At 44.3% G+C, this 20,506-nt stretch carries 20 protein-coding genes and 2 tRNA genes; 9 read left to right on the top strand and 13 right to left on the bottom strand.

Annotation, left to right across the window (positions count from 1 at the left end):
• Window positions 1–55: 55 nt before the first annotated feature.
• Complete coding sequence (locus tag ABDW33_RS27815; protein ID WP_343693373.1) at window positions 56–4,051, bottom strand: two-component regulator propeller domain-containing protein; 3,996 nt, start codon at window positions 4,049–4,051, stop codon at window positions 56–58.
• 73 nt (window positions 4,052–4,124) lie between these two features.
• Window positions 4,125–4,526: a helix-turn-helix domain-containing protein gene (locus ABDW33_RS27810; RefSeq protein ID WP_343693372.1), complete on the bottom strand. Its 402-nt coding sequence runs from the start codon at window positions 4,524–4,526 to the stop codon at window positions 4,125–4,127.
• A 93-nt stretch (window positions 4,527–4,619) separates the two neighbouring features.
• Here ABDW33_RS27810 and ABDW33_RS27805 point away from each other — a divergent pair, with 93 nt between their 5' ends.
• Window positions 4,620–5,153 (top strand): NAD(P)H-dependent oxidoreductase, encoded by a 534-nt coding sequence (locus ABDW33_RS27805; protein WP_343693371.1) that lies wholly within the window; start codon window positions 4,620–4,622, stop codon window positions 5,151–5,153.
• Between the two features lie 58 nt (window positions 5,154–5,211).
• On the opposite strand, the gene ABDW33_RS27800 is transcribed toward ABDW33_RS27805, so the two are convergent.
• The 3 genes from ABDW33_RS27800 to ABDW33_RS27790 form a co-directional block, all read right to left on the bottom strand.
• Window positions 5,212–5,283, bottom strand: a tRNA-Arg gene (locus ABDW33_RS27800).
• 63 nt (window positions 5,284–5,346) lie between these two features.
• A complete protein-coding gene (locus ABDW33_RS27795) occupies window positions 5,347–5,913 on the bottom strand; it encodes a MarC family protein (protein ID WP_343693370.1) in 567 nt (188 codons plus the stop codon).
• A gap of 205 nt (window positions 5,914–6,118) precedes the next feature.
• On the bottom strand, window positions 6,119–6,769 hold the full coding sequence (locus ABDW33_RS27790; protein WP_343693369.1) for a hypothetical protein: 651 nt from the start codon (window positions 6,767–6,769) through the stop codon (window positions 6,119–6,121).
• An 89-nt stretch (window positions 6,770–6,858) separates the two neighbouring features.
• Here ABDW33_RS27790 and ABDW33_RS27785 point away from each other — a divergent pair, with 89 nt between their 5' ends.
• The 8 genes from ABDW33_RS27785 (at window position 6,859) to ABDW33_RS27750 (ending at window position 15,581) form a co-directional block, all read left to right on the top strand.
• Window positions 6,859–7,539, top strand: a complete 681-nt coding sequence (locus ABDW33_RS27785) for a FadR/GntR family transcriptional regulator (protein WP_343693368.1) — start codon at window positions 6,859–6,861, stop codon at window positions 7,537–7,539.
• A 266-nt stretch (window positions 7,540–7,805) separates the two neighbouring features.
• Window positions 7,806–9,089, top strand: coding sequence for an MFS transporter (locus ABDW33_RS27780; RefSeq protein WP_343693367.1), 1,284 nt, complete (start codon window positions 7,806–7,808; stop codon window positions 9,087–9,089).
• A gap of 539 nt (window positions 9,090–9,628) precedes the next feature.
• Window positions 9,629–9,919, top strand: coding sequence for a 2TM domain-containing protein (locus ABDW33_RS27775; protein ID WP_146970882.1), 291 nt, complete (start codon window positions 9,629–9,631; stop codon window positions 9,917–9,919).
• Between the two features lie 15 nt (window positions 9,920–9,934).
• The gene (locus tag ABDW33_RS27770; RefSeq protein WP_343693366.1) at window positions 9,935–11,719 is read left to right on the top strand and encodes a long-chain fatty acid--CoA ligase; all 1,785 of its coding nucleotides are present in this window, start codon (window positions 9,935–9,937) and stop codon (window positions 11,717–11,719) included.
• Between the two features lie 75 nt (window positions 11,720–11,794).
• Window positions 11,795–11,866: transfer RNA gene (locus ABDW33_RS27765), tRNA-Arg, on the top strand.
• Window positions 11,867–12,119: 253 nt separating this feature from the next.
• Window positions 12,120–12,614, top strand: a complete 495-nt coding sequence (locus ABDW33_RS27760; protein WP_343693365.1) for a hypothetical protein — start codon at window positions 12,120–12,122, stop codon at window positions 12,612–12,614.
• 253 nt (window positions 12,615–12,867) lie between these two features.
• Window positions 12,868–14,793, top strand: a complete 1,926-nt coding sequence (locus ABDW33_RS27755; protein WP_343693364.1) for a hypothetical protein — start codon at window positions 12,868–12,870, stop codon at window positions 14,791–14,793.
• Between the two features lie 242 nt (window positions 14,794–15,035).
• Complete coding sequence (locus ABDW33_RS27750) at window positions 15,036–15,581, top strand: hypothetical protein (RefSeq protein ID WP_343693363.1); 546 nt, start codon at window positions 15,036–15,038, stop codon at window positions 15,579–15,581.
• 211 nt (window positions 15,582–15,792) lie between these two features.
• Here ABDW33_RS27750 and ABDW33_RS27745 read toward each other — a convergent pair whose 3' ends face one another.
• The 8 genes from ABDW33_RS27745 to ABDW33_RS27710 all read right to left on the bottom strand — a co-directional run bounded on the left by ABDW33_RS27745 (window position 15,793) and on the right by ABDW33_RS27710 (window position 20,368).
• Entirely contained in the window at window positions 15,793–16,197 is a 405-nt protein-coding gene (locus tag ABDW33_RS27745; protein ID WP_343693362.1) for a DUF2141 domain-containing protein, read from the bottom strand.
• A 5-nt stretch (window positions 16,198–16,202) separates the two neighbouring features.
• Complete coding sequence (locus ABDW33_RS27740; protein WP_343693361.1) at window positions 16,203–17,315, bottom strand: hypothetical protein; 1,113 nt, start codon at window positions 17,313–17,315, stop codon at window positions 16,203–16,205.
• Window positions 17,305–18,063 carry an alpha/beta hydrolase gene (locus tag ABDW33_RS27735; RefSeq protein WP_343693360.1) on the bottom strand — a complete coding sequence of 253 codons (759 nt, stop codon included), beginning with the start codon at window positions 18,061–18,063 and terminating at the stop codon, window positions 17,305–17,307. Before ABDW33_RS27735 ends, ABDW33_RS27740 begins: the two co-directional genes overlap by 11 nt.
• Complete coding sequence (locus ABDW33_RS27730) at window positions 18,048–19,256, bottom strand: M50 family metallopeptidase (protein WP_343693359.1); 1,209 nt, start codon at window positions 19,254–19,256, stop codon at window positions 18,048–18,050. The genes ABDW33_RS27735 and ABDW33_RS27730 overlap by 16 nt, the downstream gene beginning before the upstream one ends.
• A 365-nt stretch (window positions 19,257–19,621) precedes the next feature.
• Entirely contained in the window at window positions 19,622–19,744 is a 123-nt protein-coding gene (locus ABDW33_RS27725) for a hypothetical protein (RefSeq protein WP_343693358.1), read from the bottom strand.
• A gap of 33 nt (window positions 19,745–19,777) precedes the next feature.
• On the bottom strand, window positions 19,778–19,900 hold the full coding sequence (locus tag ABDW33_RS27720; RefSeq protein ID WP_343689644.1) for a hypothetical protein: 123 nt from the start codon (window positions 19,898–19,900) through the stop codon (window positions 19,778–19,780).
• A 189-nt stretch (window positions 19,901–20,089) separates the two neighbouring features.
• Window positions 20,090–20,212, bottom strand: coding sequence for a hypothetical protein (locus tag ABDW33_RS27715; protein WP_343689644.1), 123 nt, complete (start codon window positions 20,210–20,212; stop codon window positions 20,090–20,092).
• Window positions 20,213–20,245: 33 nt separating this feature from the next.
• A complete protein-coding gene (locus ABDW33_RS27710) occupies window positions 20,246–20,368 on the bottom strand; it encodes a hypothetical protein (protein ID WP_343689644.1) in 123 nt (40 codons plus the stop codon).
• Window positions 20,369–20,506 lie beyond the last annotated feature (138 nt).

Here is a 20,506-nt window from a genome sequence, read left to right as displayed (position 1 = left end):
TCGGACATAATAGGATAAAATTCAGACAAAGGGAATAAATATTGACAATAAATATTTATAAATTATTCTTAATGAATTGAGAAGGAGTAAGTCCGAATTCTGCCTGGAAACATTTCGAGAAATAAGACGCCTCTGAAAATCCGACCATGTACATAACTTCAGCCACGGAGAATTTATTCTGCTGGAGTAGAACGGCCGCTTTTTTCATCCGGATAGAGCGGATGTATTCTACCGGGGTCAGGCTGGTAAGTTGCTTTATTTTTCGGTACAGTTGTTTGGAATTCGTGAAACTCAGTTCGCTGAGCACCTGCACATTGAACTGGGGGTCATCCATTTTTTCTTCTATGATCTGGGTGATGTCGGACAGGAATTGCTCATCCCGTGACAAGGTTTTTTCTTCTTTAGGGTCGGTGAGAGACGAAATCCTCAACTGATTTTCCATTTCTTCCCGGCGCTTCAGGAGTTGTTCGATCCGGGAGAACAGGATGTTGATGTCGAAAGGTTTGGACATGAAGGCATCGGCACCGAGGTCGATGCTATCCAGTTCAGTCTTCCTGTCGTCTTTTGCTGTTAATAATATAATGGGGATGGTCGCAGTCATCACCTGTTTCCTGAGACGTTTGCTCATTTCCAGGCCGTCCATCACCGGCATCATCACGTCTACAATAATCAGGTCTGGTTGCCATTCGAGGCTGAGGAACTCTCCTTTTTTACCGTCGTGTGCCACTTTCACCTGGTATCGGGCGCTGAGCGCCTGCTGGAGAAATTCAGTTATTTCCTGGTTGTCGTCTACTACGAGGATCTTTTTCCCCCCAGCAGGTGGCATGATTTGACCGGTAGGTTCCTGCTCACCGGGCAGTACGGTATGCCCGGGTTGTTCCGGGTGGAACAGGGGTGTGGTTTCCGGAACAGGCAGGGTCACGGTGACCGTAGTCCCCTCTCCTTCTGTTGACTCAATGTTCACGTATCCGCCCAGCTGTTCTGTGTAGCTCTTTACCAGGTACAGGCCAATGCCGGAACCTTCTTTGTTTCTGGCTGTAATAGAAGATTTGAAGAACCGCTCAAAAACATAGGGAAGATCGGCGGCGGGAATGCCGATACCCGTATCCGTCACGCTGATCGTTACCGTATTCCCCTGGTCCCTGACATCCAGGTGGATGGCTCCCCCATCAGGCGTATAACGACTGGCATTGGACAGCAGGTTGCTGATGATGGCCTCTGTTCTAATGATGTCGGTATCAATATAGATCTCCTCCCTGTTGCAGGTGAAGGAGTAAGATAGCTGCTTGTTAATAAAAGATTCATAGAGCTTACGGGCAAATGCAACCAGTTCCAGCTTTGACATTACCAGTGCAGAGAGTGCACTGCTATCTTCCCTGTTGAACTTCAACACCCTATGAATTAAAGCGTTCAATTTCAGTGCATTTTGTTGTATCCCTTCCAATTGCTTCTTCTTCAGCGGACTTCTTGTCTCCGCCAGCATCTGGCTGACGGGTGCCAGAATAAGGCTCAGGGGCGTCTTTAGCTCATGAGAGATATCAGTGAAGAAGTTGATCTTCAGGTTGGTCAGTTCTACGGTCTTTTGCTTTTCGATACGTTCAATCTTCAGGTTGTGTCTTACCCTGAAGAAATTGATCACCCAAATTCCCAGTCCGACCACGATCAGGCAATAGATCGCTTTGGCCAGGTTGGTGTAATACCAGGGTGGAACAATGGTGATGGACATGCTGAGCGGGCTGGCAGATGGTTTTCCATATGCATCAAGTTTGCTCACCAACAGGGTATAGTGTCCGTAGCTGAGATTATTATACGTAACCAGGTTGTTATTGAGTGGCAAAGTATTCCAGTCATCGTCGATCTGGGTGATGCGGTATACATAGCGAGTCCCTTCGGGATCGGAGTAGTTCAGGTCAGAAACGGCAAAAGCCAGGTTATTCTGTTCGTGGCTCAGGCGGATCTCATCCTTATATCTTATAGATGCTGATAACTTACCATTGATATAAAGGGCGGTGAGGTACAACCGGTTCCCGGCGCCTGTAGCAGGTTGGGTAGCCGGAGACGCGATGGCCAGTTCATCTGCGCCTCCCATCAATACCTCGTGCAGGTCTTTGTCGTAGTACATAGCAGTAAAAGCAGATTGACTACTGTTAAAGCGCTGCAGGGTGGTCGTATTTCTGTCAAGCATCCAGATCCCTTCGCTGGTGGAGAGCCAGATATTTCCTTCCACCTGCTCCATGCTGAGAACCTGGTCGGCTTTAAAAGGAATGGACCTGACCTGGCCGTTTTTTATTTGAACAATACTTCCCTGGCAGGCGATCCAGATAATCCCCGCGTCGTCGGAAATGAGATAAGAGGGGTGTTTTGAAGCATCAATTACGGTTTCCACCTGGAAGGTGTGGGGATTGATCTTATGTATCGCCCTGTTATAGATCAGTGCCCAGATATTGCCCTGCTGGTCTTTGGTGAGCTGATTCACGGAATTGCCGGCGAGGCCGTTGTGTGCGGCGAGGTTGTGGACAGCGATGTGGGAAGCAGCGACCAGTGGGCCGGCAGTCTGGTTTGAGCCAGGCACCAAATTTCCGGTTGTTGTTCCGGGAGTAGCCACCAGCGATTTTGAAGCCGTGTGAGCGACGCCTGTCAGCATGGATCTGTCTACTACAAAGATGCCTCCAAGGTAAGTGGCAATCCATAGCCGTTGCTGATCGTCTTCCTGTATACTGTAAGCCCAGTTGGCATTGCGGGTCTGGGAGCTGTCGATAATATTGTAATTGACGAATGCCTTTGTCTGCCGGTTGTACCGGTTGATCCCCCCATCGGTAGCGACCCATACATTCCTGTCTTTATCTTCAAAGATGTCGCGGATGCGGTTGTGTGAAATAGGCAGGGTCTTATCTCCCATCTTATACCAGGCAGAGAGGGGATCACGTCCTTCGGAAGCAGCGCCGGATGTACCTGTGGGCGAAGATGACCGTATAATTCCATTATTACCACCCAGCCAATAGGTACCAAAACTGTCCTTATAGATATTATAGAACCGGTTACCATCCTTTTCGTGGGTGATCTCAAAAATAGGGATCACCTGCAGGCGCTTCTGGCTTTGCAGCAGGGAGATACCGTAATCAGTTCCTAACCATACATTGGCTTCTTTGTCGGTAAACAGGCTCCAGATAATATTGTTAACGATAGAGCCTTTATTACGGGCATCATGTACGATATGTTCCAACTGTTCAGTAGCCGGGTTATAAATATAGAACCCGGCATCTGTACCTATCAGCAGGTTATGCCTGCTATCAGTCATCAGCGACTTGACAGAATGGTCCTGGAGAATGGGCAATTTAACGGCCTGACCAGTAGTAAAATTATAATAATAGATGCCACCTTCCGTACCTACCCAAACCATATTCCGGGTGGTGTCTTCCAGCAAAGCATTCACAAAGAGGTTGCTGCGCTTATGGAGGTCGGATAATGGGATTTGCCGGATCTGTGATTTATCGGCAGAAAGACAATAAAGCCCATTGTAGGTACCAATAAAGATATCGCCGGCACTGGTGCGGGTGAGGGAATAGATGGTGTGGTTCGAAAGGCCTTTATAGGCGGCACTTTCTAATTTTTTGTGGGTGAGATTATATTTAAAGAGTCCTTTGAACGAGCCTATCCACAGGTTATCGTTTTCCAGTAGCAGGGTACGTACGTCGGTGGGGAACTGTACCGGGTTGGGTTCGTATAGATCTTTCTGATAGTTGTAAAAGAAGATGCCATTTTCCATGGCCAGGCATATCAATTCTTTGTTGATAACGATGATATCGTAGACAAAGGTTTTATGAGAAGTGTCGTTGCCAAGGTGGGGTTGTATAGAGAAGCCGTCGTAGCTATAGAGGCCATTGTTGGTGCCCAGCCACATCAGGCCAAGACTATCCTGGGCGAAAGCATTGATGGTAGTTGCTTCCGGCCCGATCGCGATGTTTTTGAATGTATGGTATTGATAGTTTTGGCCCCAAAGTAATTGTACAGACAAAAAGAGGATGGCAGTACAAATAAAACGCTTGAACATACGGCACAAATGTAGGGGGAAATTTGGAACCACCACTGTTCAATCTACTGGCATTGCCGGGCGTCAATAATAACTAATACCGGTTGTCAATAGCCGGGGCCGGTAATGTGTTTTTTGCCGCAAAGTGCTCCTTATGCTTTTTGCCCCATTTTTCCAGCTCTCTGATGATAGGTAATAAATCCATACCCAGCGCTGTCAACTCATATTCTACTCTTACGGGTACTTCCGGGTACACATTGCGTGTAATCAATCCTTTCTCTTCTATTTTCTTCAGTTCCAGCGTGAGCATACGGTCCGTGATCGTCTGCAGGTTTTTCTTCAGTTCGCCAAAGCGCATTTTACCTGTGGCCAGGAAGCTGCAAATTGCCAGGGTCCATTGGCCACTAATTTGGTTAGCTGCATATATTTCCAGGCATTCTGCTTCCAGCAGACGCTTGTTTTCATCATGTGTTGATGTCGGTTTAATTTTGGTCATACTTACACGAGTGTTAGCTGCTAACAGCAGGTTGCAGGCAGTTACAAGTTATGCAACTTAGATATTTTTGCCGAGGTTAAAAATCTAAGATAAATGGAAAAAGTACTGGTTGTTGTGATTCACCCGAACCTGAAAGAGTCGGTAGTGAATAAAAGATGGGTAGAAGCATTAAGTAAGTGGCCAGATCATTATGTAATACACGATCTGTATGCATTATATCCATCAGGAAATATAGATGTGCAAAAGGAACAAATGTTAATGGAACAGTATGAGCGTATCGTTTTCCAGTTTCCTTTTTATTGGTTTAGTTCTCCGCCATTATTAAAAAAATGGCTGGACGAAGTGCTGACTCATGGTTGGGCATACGGGAGTCAAAGCGGGTATAAGATGAAGGACAAACGTGTAACACTGGCTATATCCGTGGGTGTTGATGAAGCAGAATATAGTGCTGATGGCGAATACAAGTACACGATGCAGCAGCTCACTGCACCATTTGAACTGACTTTCAGGTACATAAAAGCTGATTTTCGCCCGTTCTTCGCTTTTTATGGATTGGAATATTTTGCTACCCCTGATCGGATAGAGGGGAGTGTGGAAGCTTATATGAATTTTTTAAATACGTTTTAAGCCGTACCACCCGATCATTAGAAAAAAGGCCTGTAAGCTAATTGCTTACAGGCCTTTGTAGCCTCGACAGGAATCGAACCTGTATCTGGAGCTTCGGAAACTCTTATACTATCCATTGTACTACGAGGCCAAAACACCTTCTCTCTTTGAGCAAGGAAGGCAAAACTAACGTTTTATATCTCAATTACAAAAACTACAGGTTAAGATTGCTCTTAAATATCTTCACTGCGATCGCCAGGAGGATGACGCCGAAGAATTTACGCACCACCATCAACCCCGCTTTACCCAGGATCCTTTCAATAAAGGAAAGAGAGCGAAGCACTATATATATGATCACCAGGTTAATGAGAATACCCGCAAAAATATTCCACTGGTCAAAGTTCGCTTTCAGTGACATAATCGTGGTCAAAGTACCGGAACCCGCGATCAGCGGGAATGCTATAGGAATCAGGCTCCCTGTTTTAGTATCCTTCTCACTCTTAAAGAACTCCACGCCCAGGATCATCTCCAACCCGATCACAAAGATCACAATCGACCCTGCTACGGCAAAAGAGTGAACATCTACACTTAATAATTTCAGGAACGGCTCACCTACATAAAGGAAAAGGATCATCAGTACACCGGAAGCCAAAGTAGCCTTGCCCGAGTCAATATGTCCGAGTTTTTCTTTCATGGAAATGAGAACAGGTATGGAACCAACAATATCAATTACAGCAAATAGTGTAAAGGTGATGGCTAAGATCTGGTCAAAATGAAACATGCAGGGTTCGTATTTCCTGCAAATGTAATATTTAATTGGCTATTAAAGATTGTCGTAAGGGCGGGAAGTGGGGTACTATTTCAGGAATGAAAATGCCTGGCAGAGGGGAATGCGCTGGTGATATCCCTGAAAGTAGTAAGAATTGCGTCCAATAAAAAAGGGTGCCCCCCACCGGAGCACCCTTTTCAAAGTTCCATAGCCGGCATCAGCCAGGCATACGGGAAATATATTTGTCCATTTCCTTGATCTGGCTTACGATCTGGGCAGTCGTCGGCTTCTGCGCCTTTGCCCTGCGGAAAAAGTCCTTTGCAGTCTTAAAATCCCTGCGGCTCATAGCAATTGATGCCAGCGTTAGCAGCGCAGCAGCGGTATTCTCCTTATCAGGCAGGCCCATTCTCACCGCTTTCTTCAGGTTTGAATCCGCTTCCTTCAGGTCATTCTTCTGGTAAGCAATGGTACCCAGCTGGAAATACTGCATGCCCTCATATTCCTTCATCGGGCTACCAGACTTGATGCTCTGGCGAATAGTCGCCTCCGCCTTGTCCAGATCCTTATTGTACATGGCCAGGTTACTCTGCATAAAATAATAAACAGACTGGATTGGCTTATATAACAGCTTAGGGAATTTAATCGTATTCATCATCGCCATGGCACCATCGATATCACCAGCTTCAACCGCTTCCTGTACCAACCGCATCGGGCCAAACATAAAATGTGTAACCAGACAGATCACCGCCAGCAACAGCACAATAGTGGCTTCCCACCAACCTACCGAAACACCCAGCGCAATCCCGCCCAACAAAAGAATGATACCCAGTGGTAACCTATAACGAATAAATAAGTTTAATGCTTTCATCTGTCAAATCTATTACAAGAGGCGCAAAGATAAATAAAAAAAGATGTGAGGATTTAAAAGGAATTACTACCTTTGAATCATCAGATGATATGATGAATAAACAGCTATTACCAATTAAGCGAAACAGCCTTGCAGACGAGGTTGCGCAGCGGCTACAAGAACAGATTTCCCTGGGAACTTATAAAACCGGGGAAAAATTACCTACCGAACCGGCGCTTATGGAGACCTTCGGGGTAGGTCGTTCTACCATCAGGGAAGCCGTACGCATCCTGGCAAACAGTGGGGTACTCAGAGTACAGCAGGGTCTGGGCACTTTTGTCGAAGAGCAGACAGGCATTGTGGAACCCCTCCCCCAGCGGCTAAAACGCGCACAGTTTGAAGACCTGGACGAGGTAAGACAGCTGATGGAACTGAAAATAGCACAGAAAGCAGCGCTCAACAGGACTGATCAGGACATAGAGCGGATGAAGGAAGCGCTGAAAAAGAGGAAGGAATACGGCGCTGCCAATGAGGTAGCTGCCTGTATTGAGGCTGATATTGATTTTCACCTTGCCATTGCACAGGCTTCCGGCAACAGCATCCTGACGGATCTGTACAAAACCGTTGCCATGCACCTGAAGGCCACGTTCCTGGAACGATTTAAAACAACTGATACTTTTACGAATACGCAGCAACTGCACAAAAATCTATTGAATAGTATTGTGGCGCAGGATGATCAGAAAGCATGGCAATGTGTACAGAAGATCATTGACCACAATGACAGCAATTAACTTACATGTTGAGTAGGTAATTATTCATCAATACTGTTGATCGGTTTTGCACCTGAAGGTTCGATAATTTTACAGATCGGCATTCGCAGTGGATAACAATCGCGAAGATGGAGCAGCATTCATCTGGTAGTTCCGGCCATCTTTACAGATCGGCGTTAACGATAGCTATTAATTGTTGCCTTGATCGACGCAGCATCCAGCCAATCCGGTCACTTTTACAAAACGGTATTTATACCGTCATTTTCAACCGGTAATATCAACTTCTATTGAAACTGCTTTTCACTGCCGGAAAGCAGCAAGGGATTGTATTACCTATTATTTCACTGATACATTTTATGGAAAAGATCGCCACTGCCAAAGCGCCTGTACAACAGGCTGCCGAGAGGACCGTATTCTCCGTTTTATTGGCCCTCAGCTTCTCACACCTGATCAATGATGCTATCCAGTCACTGATCCCCGCTATTTACCCGATTGTAAAAGACTCATTGCGTCTCAACTTCAGCCAGGTAGGGTACATTACCCTGACTTACCAGCTCACCGCCTCCCTGTTACAACCCCTGGTAGGTCTGTATACAGACAAGAAACCACAACCCTATTCCCTGATCATCGGTATGGGCTTTACGTTGCTGGGCCTTGTCTGCCTTTCGCAGGCACATCACTTCTACTTTGTATTGATCTCTGTAGGCCTGGTCGGTGTCGGTTCTTCTGTATTTCACCCCGAATCCAGCCGGCTGGCACACATGGCTTCCGGCGGGCAGCATGGCCTGGCACAATCACTCTTTCAGCTGGGTGGGAATGCCGGCAGCTCACTCGGACCATTGCTGGCAGCCCTGATCATCGTACCACATGGACAATCCAGCCTGAGCTGGTTCTCTGTACTGGCTATTCTCGCTATCGTGGTAATGATCAATATCGGCTCCTGGTATAAGCTGAATACACATCGCCTGAAACCCAAAAAAGTACAGGTACATACAGGTAATCAATTGTCAAACGGGAAAGTACTTTTTGCGCTGAGCATCTTGCTGGTACTGATATTTTCCAAGTATTTCTACATGGCAGGCATGACCAGTTATTACACCTTCTATCTCATGCATAAGTTCAACGTGAGTGTACAGGCCTCGCAGATCTACCTGTTTGTATTTCTCTTTGCAGTGGCGGCAGGTACTTTCTTCGGCGGCCCACTGGGCGACCGCATCGGACGTAAATATGTAATCTGGATCTCTATTCTCGGTGTCGCCCCTTTCTCACTGTTGTTACCACATGCCAATCTGATGTGGACGTGTGTACTGAGTATATTTATAGGTGTTATACTCTCTTCAGCCTTCTCGGCTATTTTAGTATACGCACAGGAGTTAGTACCGGGAAAAGTGGGTATGATTGCCGGCCTTTTCTTCGGCCTTGCATTCGGCATGGGAGGTATTGGATCTGCAGTACTGGGCAACCTGGCAGACAGCAAGGGCATAGATTATGTATTCCAGTTATGCGCCTATCTGCCATTGATAGGTTTATTAACAGGACTATTGCCGGATGTTGAGAAATCCCATCAATAACGTTGCGTAAAAACCAGCTCACCGGTCCCTGCTGATAAAAGATAAATATATCACCAGGGACTGGTGAGTGCATTATTAAACAAAACGCCCTGGGTTTCATCAATTAAATAACCATTAAGACACAATCTTTGAATATCGTTGCAGGTAATGATCGTCAATAAGTTTATGTGTAATTCCGTGGAATGTCGTAATGCGCTGATCTGGTAGTTATAAGTTGTTCGTAGTCTGTCTGGCTGTCTAACCAAAATTAATCTCTTCCGCTGAAATATTATTGCAGCCATAAGATCAGCGACTCATTTTGCATTTTACCTGCTTTCTGATAACAGCAGGCTTAAAATTCACACCTAAGTACCCCTGTAATTGTTCGAATAGTACCTGAAAAAACTATGGGTCTGCCGGCTATGTAAGGCAGGCTTCCCGGTGTTCGGGTTCCCTGTATCAATACAACCACTCGCATACGGTTGTAATACCTCCTCCCGGATAATTCAAAAAAAATATCTATATTTAGATACGCGCCTATCTCTTAAACCACGAAACATATGGAAACTACACAACAGAGGGATGAAAGGCTCTGGAAGATTGCAAAATCCAGAACTGCTTTTAAGAATTCCCTGATTGTATACCTCGTTATGAACCTCTTCTTCTGGGCTATCTGGTATGCCACTTCCGGGCACTATTACGGAGGCACTCCATGGCCGGTATGGCCTGGTCTGGGATGGGGATTAGCTATTGCATTCCAATACTTCAATGCATTCCATCGCGACCCTTTTGGAGATACCCTCAGAGAATACGAGAAGTTACAAGCTGAGAAAGAACAAAGAGGCCTGTAATAAATCAAAAGCAACATGACTGATCAGCCAAGGAGATTATTCGACATTATCGCATACCAGCTGGCACACTTTCCCAAAGCTGACATGCTGGTAGGAAAAGAAAACAACGCCTGGAAAAAATATAGCACACAGGATGTAGCCGATCTGACACTGCGCTTCAGTGCTGGCTTGCTGAAATTAGGTATTGGCAATGGAGACCATACGCCTGAAGGAGTTGATAAGATAGCCATCTTATCGCCCAACAGACCAGAGTGGCTCATAACGGATCTGGCCTGCCAGCAGGCGGGCGCCGTACTGGCTCCCATTTACCCAACCTTAAGCGAGCACGACCTGGAATATATTCTGAATGATGCTGCCGCCAGCCTGCTTTTTGTGAGTGACAAAGACCTTTACGACAAGGTCTCGGCCATCCGGGGCAAACTGCCACACCTCAGAGAGGTGTTTTCTTTTAACCAGGTCCCCAATGCCAGGCACTGGTTAGAAATACCTGCAATGGCCGACGAGGCAGACTTCCCAAAGATCGCTGCTATCAAAGAAAGTATTGATCCTGCCCAACTGGCAACTATCATTTATACATCAGGAACTACCGGTACTCCCAAAGGCGTGATGCTGACCCATGAAAACATCATGAGCAATGTACATGCCTGTATTCCCTGCCTGCCAGTCAATTCTACTGCCAAGGCACTGAGCTTCCTGCCCCTGAACCACATCTTCGAACGCACTGTCTCGTACATCTATATGACCGCCGGTGTTCCCATTTACTATGCGGAAAGCCTGGACACCATTGCAGATAACCTGCGGGAAGTAAAACCCAGCATCTTTACCACCGTACCACGGCTGCTGGAGAAAGTGTATGAAAGGATCATGGGCAAAGGACTGGAACTGAAAGGCATCAAAAGGGCACTGTTCTTCTGGGCCGTGGACCTGGGCAAGCAATTCGATATCAACCAGGCACAGAGCTGGTGGTACAAAGTGCAACTGTCTATTGCCAACAAACTGATATTCAACAAATGGCGGGAAGCCCTGGGTGGAAACATTGACGTGATCGTAGTAGGCTCTGCTGCCTGCCAGGTAAGATTACTGAAGATATTCACGGCTGCACAAATACCTATCCTGGAAGGGTATGGACTGACTGAAACCTCTCCCGTGATCAGCGTAAACCGTACGGAAGAAAAAGACCGCATGTTTGGTACCGTAGGCCCGCTGATCAACAATGTAGAAGTGAAAATTGCCGAAGATGGTGAAATCCTGGCCAAAGGCCCGAACGTGACAATCGGCTATTATAAACGCCCCGACCTCACTGCGGAAGCCATTAAAGATGGCTGGTTTCATACAGGAGATATCGGGGTACTGGTGAATAATAAATACCTGAAGATCACAGACCGCAAGAAGGAACTGTTCAAGACCTCCGGGGGGAAATTTGTTGCTCCCCAGCCTATCGAAAACAAGTTCAAGGAATCGGTATTCATTGAGCAGATGATGGTCGTAGGTGAAGACAGGAAGTTCACCGGGGCGCTGATCGTACCATCGTTCGCACAGCTGGAACGCTGGGCACAGAAGAAAGGGATCCAGGTCAGTGACCACGAGGCCTTGTGCCGGTTGCCGGAGATCCAGACACTCTTTCAACAGATAGTAGAAAAGTACAATGCTTATTTCAGCCACATAGAACAGGTAAAGAAGTTTGAGTTGCTGCCACATGAATGGACGATTGCAAACGGAGAGCTGTCGGGTACGCTGAAAGTGAAGCGGAAGGTGATAGCCCAGAAATATGCAGATCAGATTGAGAAAATCTATAATTAATTAATTGTGTGAAGGAATTTTGGAAAAATCCTTTACTTTTGCACTCCGCTAAAGGAGGGTTTTTCCTGAAGTGACGGCCCGGTAGTTCAATGGATAGAATAGAAGTTTCCTAAACTTTAGATACAAGTTCGATTCTTGTCCGGGCTACAAAAACACATTTTCAGCCAATTTCGGTTTCTCCGGAATTGGCTGTTTTCTTTTACAGTTGTGGATATTCTGATGAAGGAAGAAAAAGAGCGGTTAAATAAAATAAAAATGAATTGTAACCCAAAATGTACTCCGAGGTGGAAACTTGATTATAATGCATGCTTTTGACCTTATAATGACCCATTAAATCCAAATGTAACTTATAATGCGACGGCCATCGCAAGCCGTGCCATACATTAAACGAAACTTCTCTATGATGAAAAATATCTGGTTAATATTCTTAATTGTTCTACCATTAATGGGCTCTTGCCAAAATAAAGGCAAGTTGGATATCACTGCAAAGTACATCGCTTTGTACCTGGGAGACACTTCCGGCCATGCTCATTGGCGTCCTATCCAAGAAACTCCAGCAGGAGACTTTAAATGTCACGAAGAAGAGAATGGAGACTTGACTGTAACCTTTAATCGAAACGAACCGCCCTCCAGATTTATAAACGAAACAAAAAACCATTCCGAAGATCTGAAGAAAATTCCCATGGAGATTGCCGGATATAAATTTAAAGGGGTTTATTATATAGAAACACATCCTGCAGCACTTTCACATGTGTTTTACTATGATGAAAAAAGGCCAAATGATTTAGTTTTCGTCAGGTATTTAGTAATCGGTCAAAATTTATTATCAGTTAACTTTCATTCCGATAAAAAGGTAAATCCTTTAGCTGATTTAGAATTTGACGTAAAGCACTAATAGAAAGCCGTCTCTCAGATTGATATTCATCGATTCATAATATTGATTGTCAATAAATTATTAACAAATAATCTATTATTAAAAAGCCGGAGGATAAATCTTCCTACCATGACTGGCAGATTTGCCGGCTTTTTTATTTTACCAATAGTTGCCCCTCCTGGTATATAAATAGCCCCCACTCCCTCCATCAACCTTCTCCAAATTATGGAATTTCATTATAAATTGAATCATACCACAAAACTACCTGCTGTATATGAAAAAGATCCTCATTGTTCTCCTGCTGCTTATCCATCTCTCCTGCCAGATTATTGCACAGCAAATCCCCCTGCGTTTCCAGAGCTCTGCACAAAAGCTCTATGTGCTGCCAGATGAGCAATTGATCATCTGTACAAAAGCCGGGGAGGTAGCCATGACCGATTCGCTGAATGGGCTATGGCATTTCTCTCAGATTGCATCCCCCATCTCAAATACACTGGATAATGCTAACTTTTTTAATCGTGATACCGGCTTCGTATCAGGGTTTATTTATAATGATCGCAAATACAATATCATTTATCATACACAAAATGGCGGAAAAAGCTGGTCCAAAGTAGACTTCGGCACCTCAGGCTGGGCTGACTGTGCATGGAACCTTCCCAATGGAGAAGCCTGGATGACTATCGGCGGCGAAGGCGTTGTTTATTCAAAAGATTATGGCTTTACCTGGAAAAAACTGGCGGTATATGATGCAAAACAACGCTATCACACGATCTTTTTTAATCAGCAACATGAAGGAATGATCGGGTCAGTATGGAACACCATTGCCTATACCAAAGATAACTGCTACTCCTGGGAGAAAATCCCTACCCCACTAGACCAGCAGGCATACAATAAAACCGATAAGAGTAGCCGGCCAACGATAAACAAAGTGTGCATTTATAAGGACCTGCTCCTTGTAATTGAAGAGGGCATGGTTTTCTACACTAAAAAAGATAGCATCCACTGGAAATTACTGCCTGATTACATATCATTTAGTAGCGATGCAGCTAATACTGCTTTATACCTGATCAACTCCTCCCAACAGGTTGTAAAAACTGATGAACAATTACAACCGTTACAAACTACGGCAACCATCAAAGGAATAAGTGATCTATTCACCCGGAACGGGCAACTGTTCGTACTGGCCAATGCAGGTATTTGTAAAGTAGATACCAAAGGACACCTTCAACAGTATCCCCTGCAAACGATAGCTACCGAAGATATTGCGCCCTCCTACATTTATACTTTGAATACTGATAAAATATATGGAGCAAAAGGCAACATGATATTTATCCAGACTAAAGAAAAATGGAAATATGCCTTTTCCTTGCCATTTACAGTGACTACTTCAGAAAACATTTCAATTAATAAAAACACCGTCGTTTATACCACCCCTGATTCGTTATATTACTACGATATTGTGAAGCAGACCCAAACAGTCACGACGACAAAAGACCTGTTGACCAGTTTTATCCAGCACCAGGTAACAACTGTGATCTTCTCAGAAGGCTCTAACGGATGTTTTCATTCCTATTCCGATAACCTGGTCTACAAATCAGATCATGATGTTTTTGTACTGGCTGATAATCCTTCGTGGGGAGGAAAACACACTACCAGTTTAAAACCTGAAAAAGAAGAATTAAGCCGGGAGAAAGTGGCACAATTCGTAAAAGAAGTATGTTTAAAATATAACAGATGTCCAGTCATCAAAGACCTGGAGTTCTCAGAAGCAGATTACCAAAAATGTAAAGCAGATATAAAAGCCTATCAAAATACTACTGATGGGACTAAAACAGACTTCTACTTTCACAGAAACAATATCGACTTCGATAAGCTCCTTGTAACTGTCGATAGCATCAGGACCATTGACTCGATTACACTCAACAATTTGCTCCCTGATTTGAATCATTTTTTTAGCACGACTACCAATTGGATCAGCGTAACACTGGAAAATGAAGCCGGCAACCAACTGTCGGTGCAATGCAGCTATTCTAAGCCGAATGCTTTTTATATCCCATGGATCATTACGATTAATGGCGGCAAGGTAGCATCAACATCCCCGGCAATTACAGCATTCTTTCAGTATGCATGTCCATCCCTATTGAAAGAGCATAATAAAGTACCCGTCTTACATAATTTGGTAAGGAATCTATATAAATAAGGCTGGAACTTACCTGGACAGGCGCTTCCCATTCCGGTGCGCGCCATCTATGCTATCATATCATCATTAGTACACTATAAGGACACTATAAGTACACTTCAATATCGATTGGATATTGAAGTGTACTTATAGTGATAAATAAGTGATGTATTAATACTCATTTTGTATCGAAAACGTGCTATATATCACTACTATTTCTTAAAATTGAATATTGTTTTTCACCCCATTAAAAATTGTCTATTATGGCACTAGTTAAAGGCAATATGTTGCTCCAATTTGTCCGGGGTTCCCTCGGCAATCAATTCACGATCTACGAAAGGGACGACCAGATTATACTGGCGAAAAAACGCGGCCCGTCAAAGAAAAAGCCAACGCAAAAACAGCTGTTAGCGCGGGAAAAGATGAAGATCGCAGCTGCTTATGCCACAGCCATATTGACCGATCCCGAAGTGAAAGCGTATTATAAATCCAAAGCCGGTTCCGGGCAGAACGCCTACAACATGGCGGTAAAAGACGCCTACAATTCACCGGAAATACAGCAGATCCAGCTGGAAGACACCACGATAGTCGTGACTGCGAAAGATGAATTCAGGGTGGCAGAAGTGGATGTAAGGGTAATTGATGCCACTGGAACGCAATTAGAAAGAGGTAAAGCTGTTTTAGGCAGGAATGGCGTAAACTGGTATTATAAAGCAACCCATCTGCCAGCCGGGGGTAAAGTAGTAGCTGTAGCGGTCGATTTGCCGGGTAATGAAACGGTAAAGGAATTGCTGCTGGGTGGAGGATAACTAACCCGTCTAATATGGCTTAAAAGCCTGACTGCCCCTTCCCTAAAGTGAAGCGGCAGTAGTAATATCAGTGTAAGTATATGTAAGGAAGCAAGGGGTGAACTGTACGCTCCCGGCCGATAATAAATCAATATGTTGATATGTCTAATTGTACAAGCTAACATTTAACTGGACAGGACTATACTTCCAGAAATCAATATATTGACAAGTCCTAATTACGTAAGCTAACAGTAATAGACGACTGATCTGTCACTGTAAACTTAGTACTTGCATAAGTCGGATACGCGGGCACATTGTTCGAAAGACCATACGGTTCTACAGGCACTGACATTACTTTATCAAGCGTCTTATTGCTGTTCAGATCCTGGAAGATAGTTATTGCATAATCTCCTGCAGGCAACTTCGTAAAGATTACACCGTTCTTCACACGGCTGGCCGGTATCCTGATCTTTGAATAAGGCGTCTTCATAAAGTCACCTTCCTTATTGTAAAGTGCAAAATAGAAATCTCCTTTATTGATCAGCACATTTTTTACATTGACCTTGATAGAACAATTCCGCTGTGCGAAGCCCGTAGCTGCTGTCAACAACAACATGGCTGTGAATATTTTTTTCATGGTGATTAGTTATGAATTAAGAATCTGTTTTTATAAAGCAAGTGAACATCTGCCAATGGACGTTCCAGAATAGCATCGCGGTTTTTATTATTAAACAAATGGAAGACTTCTTCCTCCAGCTCCATTAGTTTGTAATTTTCTCTGTTGAGTATATAGTACCTGCCATCGAGCATGAACAATCCTGCTTTATCATTAATCCCGATATTAGAAAGACTATCCGGGATCCCCGCGTCTACAGGTGCTAAAGTCAGGTACCGGTGCATAAACATCCAGCCCTCCCACTGCATAGGGTATTGCTGCAGCGCATTCTCCAATATACCATACAGATAACGGGTACTTTGTGCTACATATGCAGCCGGGTTCCTCTCTCCCGTGGGCGGTACAATGGGGTCATACACATTCCACCTGGGCGTTAAGTTGTCATCATAGTAGGATAACATCGGTATAATCGGAATCTTCAGATAGAATGATAAAGTGGGTAAACCTGTTCTTACATACATCTCCTGTCCGAAAAATGGGATCTGCATACTGTTATCCCTATTGAGGTAGCCGTTCGCACCTGAATTACCGTCCATAAAAGCCAGTACAGAATAGCCCTGTTTTACCTTCCCCATGATCTGCAACGTGAGGTCCGCCTTGTCTGAAGGAAATATGATAAAATCAGAAGTAGAGTTGAAAGTATCTTTCACCTGTTGGAACTGATGCTGCATCTTTTCCAAACTATACCTGTAAGCCAATGGATCAACCATCATCACTACATTGATATTATATTTCACCAGGAACGCGATGGCGGATCGATAAGAACCTATATGATGAGAAACAAACAACGCAGGTAAGTGCTTTTTAATCTCCTCAAAATTAAACTCATTAAAATCATCCAACCCACTGAAATTTGAGCTAAACTGGGTGTCTACTCCCTGTAGCACTTTGTAAGAAAGGATGTCGAAGTAGGCCTTCTTGTGCGCAGACTCCGGCATATCAGGAAAGCATCGGAAAAGGTTGGCAGACAGGAACTGAAACGTCTGCAGACTGTGGCTTTCCCACTTTTTTTCAAATGATACTTTCAGTTCCTGTTTGCTTTCCTCGAATATTTCGAGCCTTAAACTTTTAGATTGCATATTCCTCTTCTTTTAGGAATTGATGAATGTGGTGAAACATTTTTGCCGGATCGATGATGTGTGCCTCGCCAGTCAACTTCTTAAAACTCAGATTTTCCAAATATTCATGTAAGCTATCCAATGTGTCCATATCGATCATCCTGTCTTCTGATCCATATATCAGCATGGTCCTGGTAGGCTGCTTCTGAATCTCAATGCGTGCGGTACGAATAATGTGATTCATTTGCTGGATGATAGGCACCTTATCAGGAATAGAGAGTTTCAGGTTTGAAAACTTCTGTAATCCGATCAAAGGATTCTTGTTAAAGTCTTCGTATCCGTGAGAGAAGAGACTAAGCACCCTACAGAACAGGTACATATCTACATCACTCACTTTTTTCAGTACAGACAACAGCTCTTTATCTCTTGCCAGGATCCTGTTCGCACAGGCTATGAGTACGGCTGACTTGATATTGTGACGATTCAGATTCAGCAGGTGCTGTACCAGGAGACCGCCATAACTGTAACCAACCAGGTGTATGGGTTTATGAATGTTTTCCAATACTTCCTTGTCGATAAACCGGGCCAGTTCCTTAAAATTTTCCAGCTTGATAAATGGCCTGTTGTAGCCTGGATATTCATAAAAGATGACCTCAAAACGCTCCAATAATTCCCTGGGGATATTGGTTGTCCAGAAGCGGCTGTCTGAACTCATGGGGTTGAAGAATATCAGGCATTCATCCGCATTTTTATTTATGCTCTGTACCATTTTACACGTTTTAATATGACGTTTGAAAATAGCTTCCTGTACTTCCGGGTAAACAGTGATATGATCACTATGGTCACTATGCGCTTGAGCACTTCAATGGCCGTCTCGAAATTAAAACTTAAGTAAGGTATATACCTGATCAGTGCGATGGTCTTCAATATGGAGGCATATATGAAGGCAAATGCCATGAAGGTGACGAATGCTATAAACGATACGCGAATGAGGGTATATACGATCAGTAAGATCTTTTTGACACTATAATCGCGCGGCTTCTCTTCTTCGAAAGGGTCCTTTTTAGTGACCGCATTCAGGAGGAGCTGATTGGATGTCTGTATCAGGTTGGGCACGCCCAGGAAGTCTGATAGTACCCAGTAGCCGTCGAGTTTCAGCAGTGGTACAAGGTTGGCCACCATCAGGATACTGTTGAAGATGTAGATCTTCCATACAAAGCTTTGCGCAAAGTCATTACTTATCGTATGCAAGGCTGCTACAAGGCCGAGGTTGATGATCAGCTGGATGTAGATCCCTGCCAGGTTAATTTTGATCCTGTTGCTTTTGGATACTGTCCATACATCTGTCAGGTCAGTATACATCGCGGGCATGATGGTGTAAAAGCCAAGGCCGATGCTTCGTGCGTTGATACCTGACTTATAGGCGGCGGCCGTGTGTCCCAGTTCATGCACAAACATGATGAAGAAAAGGGAAAAATAAGAGGCGACCCAGGTCAGGATCTCAGTTCCCAGTGGCAGATCATCGTTGGCCACGATGGTGTGCGTGCGGGAATAGAGGGCAATGTTCACACCTGTCAGTAACAGGAACAGGAAGTAGAATGATTTGCCAAACAGGAAAGATAACGGTTTGGCTAGTGTGGTGGATTGCCTGCTGGAAAGAACTTGTTTCTTATACCAGAATCCATCGTCGGGCGCTGCACTGGCTTTGCTTTCTGTGGTTTTGAAGATGGGCAGAATCTTCGTGTCGATTATCTCTTTCAGGCCGGCCAGGCTGACATTACCAAGTCGGGCTTGTAAGTCTTCGAGGTATTTGGCTTGCTGGCCTTCCCTTAAGATCTGATACATGAACTCGCCTATCTTAAAGTACCTGCCCTCGTAGGAAAGTACAAATTCGTTGTTGGATGCACTGGTAATTGTGTAATCATAGTTCAACAAGGAATTTTCTGTTTGCAGAGTATTCATATCAACTGATTTGAAGGGTTTTTAAATGATGGGCATTTTTATCAAATGCCCATCATTAGTGATCATATATTGCCGGGTAACATACACCAACACCAACTTTGGGTAATGACTTATAACAAGGATCTGATCTTTTCATATGAATCGATTTTAGACTGTTATAATTGAGGGTTCCGCGTGCTCCTGCCGGTGGTTACAGGCTGCCGTGATTAGCAGTTGATTGTGATAGAATCAATCACGGAAGCTGCTGCCTGTTCGATACGGCTTTCCAGTTCTACGATATTTGTTTCTTGCATGTTATCAGGTTTTAATTGGTTGTTAAATAGAGGTGATATTTTGCTACTCTTTCTGAATAGCGCCCTGCAGGATTAGCAATTGATCGTGATGTCGATTGCTGCTGCAGCTGCCGCCAGTTCTACGCGGCTTTCCAGTTCTACGATGTTTAACTCTTGCATGTGGGTAAATTTTAAAAGGTTGAAAATGGTGTTCAATTGGCTATTTCTTTTGAATAGCACTCTGCCGGATTAGCAATTGATCGTGATGTCGATTGCCGCTGCAGCTGCCGCCAGTTCTACGCGGTTTTCCAGTTCTACGATGTTTAACTCTTGCATGTGGGTAAATTTTAAAAGGTTGAAAATGGTGTTCAATTGGCTATTCTTTTTGAATAGCACCCTGCCGGATTAGCAATTGATCGTGATGTCGATTGCTGCTGCAGCTGCCGCCAGTTCTACGCGGTTTTCCAGTTCTACGATGTTTAACTCTTGCATGTGGGTAAATTTTAAAAGGTTGAAAATGGTGTTCAATTGGCTATTCCTTCTGAATAGCGCCCTGCAGGATTAGCAATTGATCGTAATGTCGATTGCTGCTGCAGCTGCCGCCAGTTCTACGCGGTTTTCCAGTTCTACGATGTTTAACTCTTGCATGTGGGTAAATTTTAAAAGGTTGAAAATGGTGTTCAATTGGCTATTCCTTTTGAATAGCACTCTGCCGGATTAGCAATTGATCGTGATGTCGATTGCTGCTGCAGCTGCCGCCAGTTCTACGCGATTTTCCAGTTCTACGATGTTTAACTCTTGCATGTGGGTAAATTTTAAAAGGTTGAAAATGGTGTTCAATTGGCTATTTCTTTTGAATAGCACCCTGCCGGACTAGCAATTGATCGTGATGTCGATTGCTGCTGCAGCTGCCGCCAGTTCTACGCGGTTTTCCAGTTCTACGATGTTTAACTCTTGCATGTGGGTAAATTTTAAAAG

Source organism: Chitinophaga sp., assembly GCF_039596155.1.
Lineage (GTDB): Bacteria > Bacteroidota > Bacteroidia > Chitinophagales > Chitinophagaceae > Chitinophaga.
The sequence above is the reverse complement of the archived record's forward strand: the minus strand, read 5'-3'. Positions and strand labels throughout refer to the sequence as shown.